Genomic DNA, 2709 nt, shown 5'->3' with positions numbered 1-2709 from the left:
CTCTCTGAGGTCTCGGGCACCGAGGTCACCGACTGGGAGTCCCTGAAGGCCGCCGCGCGCCAGCGCCTCGACTACTTCCACGAGGTCGGCGGCCGCCTGGCCGACCACGGCATGAACTCCTTCGTGTTCTGCCCCGCCACCGATGAGCAGGTCGACGAGATCGTCTGCCGCGCGCTCAACGAGGAGGGCTGCTCCGCCTCCGAGGCCGCGGCCTACCAGACCGCCCTCACGCTCTTCCTCATGGGCGAGTACGAGCGCCGCGGCTGGACGCTGCAGCTCCACATGAACTGCTTCCGCAACGACTCGTCGAAGAACTTCGAGAAGCTCGGCGTGGACGCGGGCTTCGACACCGTGGGCGACCAGCCCGACATGGTCTACCAGATCAAGTGCCTCCTCGACGCCGCCGAGCAGGCCGACGGGCTGCCCAAGTGCATCCTCTACAGCCTGAACGACGCCGATTGGCTCGGCCTCGCCTCGCTCGCGGGCGCCTTCCAGTGCTCGCCTGCCAAGCCTAAGATCCAGTTCGGCAACGCCTGGTGGTTCAACGACACGTTCTCCGGCATGAAGAAGCAGATCACCACCTTTGCCGAGCAGGGCCTGCTGGGCAACTTCACCGGCATGCTCACTGACTCGCGCAGCTTCCTCAGCTACCCGCGCCACGAGTACTTCCGCCGCGTCCTGTGCCACACGATCGGCGAGTGGGTCGAGCTGGGTCGCCTGCCCGAGGACGAGGATTACCTGGGCGGCATCGTCGAGGACATCTGCTACAACAACGCCCACGACTACTTCGGATTCTTCGAGTAAGGACCCAACACCATGCGCACCTACATCAACCTCAACGAGGGCTGGGAGTTCACCAAGCCGGGCGATGCCCCCGTCACGGTCGACGTGCCCCACACTTGGAACGCCGTCGACGGCCAGGACGGCGGCAACGATTACTGGCGCGGCACCTGCACCTACGAGCGCACCTTCGAGGCGCCGGCGTTCGACCCCGCCACGCAGGTCGTCTACCTGCAGTTCGACGGCGTGAACGCCACGGCCGACGTGGAGCTTGGCGGCAAGGCCGTCTGCCACCACGACGGCGGCTACTCGACCTTCCGCGTCAACGTGACCGACGAGATCGTCGCCGGCACGAACGACCTCAAGGTCACCGTCGACAACTCGAAGAACGACCGCGTCTACCCCCAGAAGGCCGACTTCACCTTCTACGGCGGCATCTACCGCGACGTGAAGCTGCTCGTCTGCTCCGCGACGCACTTCGCGCTCGACTACTACGGTACCCCGGGCCTCAAGGTCACCCCCCATATCGCCGACGGCGACGCGGACGCCCAGGTCCAGGTCGAGTCCTGGGTCGACGGGCCTGCTGCGGCCGACGCCACGGTGCGCGTCGAGCTCGTGGACGCCGCGGGCAACGTGGTTGCCTCCGGCGAGGGCACCGACGTCACGCTGCCCATCGCGGCCGTGCACCGCTGGGATGGCGTGGAGGACCCCTACCTCTACACCGCGCGCCTGACGCTCGTCGGCGCCGATGGCGCCGCCCTCGACGAGGTGTCCGCCCGCTTCGGCGTGCGCAGCTTCCACATCGATGCGAACGAGGGCTTCTTCCTCAACGGGCGCTCCTACCCGCTGCGCGGCGTCTCTCGCCACCAGGACCGCAAGGGCATCGGCAACGCGCTCACGCCCGAGCAGCACCTCGAGGACATCGAGCTCATCAAGGAGATCGGCGCGAACACCGTCCGCCTCGCGCACTACCAGCACAACCAGGTGTTCTATGACGCCTGCGACGAGGCCGGCCTCGTCGTGTGGGCCGAGATCCCCTACATCTCGGAGCACCTGCCCAACGGCCGCCAGAACACTCTCGACCAGATGCACGAGCTCATCGTCCAGAACTACAACCACGCGTCGATTTGCGTGTGGGGCCTCTCCAACGAGATCACGATCTCGACCAAGGACAAGGCCGACATGCTGGACAACCACCATGTGCTGAACGACCTCGTCCACCGCATGGACCCCACTCGCCCGACGACGCTTGCCTGCTACGCCATGTGCGGCCCCTTCAACAAGAGCGCCCACATCTCCGACGTCGTTTCGTGGAACCTCTACCTCGGCTGGTACGTGCCCGGCCTGTGGCTCAACAAGGCCTGGTTCGGGCTCTGGCGCCTGTTCTACCGCAACCGCGCCATCGGCATGAGCGAGTACGGCTGCGAGGCCATGCCGAACCTCCACTCCGAGCGCCCGCGCCGCAACGACCACACCGAGGAGTACCAGTGCGTGTACCACGAGTACATGCTCAAGTTCTTCGCGCGCCGCCCGTACTTCTGGGCCACGCACGTGTGGAACATGTTCGACTTCGCGGCCGATGCCCGCGACCAGGGCGGCGAGCCCGGCATGAACCACAAGGGCCTCGTCACCTTCGACCGCAAGACCAAGAAGGACTCCTTCTATATCTACAAGGCCTGGTGGAGCAAGGAGCCCTTCGTGCACGTGTGCTCCAAGCGCTTCGAGGACCGCTGCGCCAAGTCGATCACCGTCAAGGCGTACTCCAACCAGCCCGAGGTCACCTTCCTCGTCAACGGCCAGAAGGTCGAGACCGTGCGCGAGAACCCGAAGGACCCGCACGTGTTCAGGCTCTTCATTCCGCTGGCCGAGGGCGAGACCCGTGTCGAGGCCGTGGCGGGGGAGTGCCGCGACGAGGCCACCTGCCGCCGC

Annotated in this window: 2 protein-coding genes; both read left to right on the top strand. The window is 66.2% G+C overall.

Features of this window, described 5'->3' with window-relative positions; all coding sequences use genetic code 11:
- Positions 1–804, top strand: an 804-nt coding sequence (locus ACT84W_RS07495; protein ID WP_444328750.1) for a glucuronate isomerase, incomplete at its 5' end; no start/stop codon positions are given.
- A 12-nt stretch (positions 805–816) separates the two neighbouring features.
- On the top strand, positions 817–2709 hold a 1893-nt coding region (locus tag ACT84W_RS07490; protein ID WP_444328749.1), incomplete at its 3' end, for a glycoside hydrolase family 2 TIM barrel-domain containing protein.

Source organism: Paratractidigestivibacter sp. (assembly GCF_052362415.1).
Lineage (GTDB): Bacteria > Actinomycetota > Coriobacteriia > Coriobacteriales > Atopobiaceae > Paratractidigestivibacter.
This window is presented reverse-complemented; position numbering and strand designations above follow the sequence as displayed.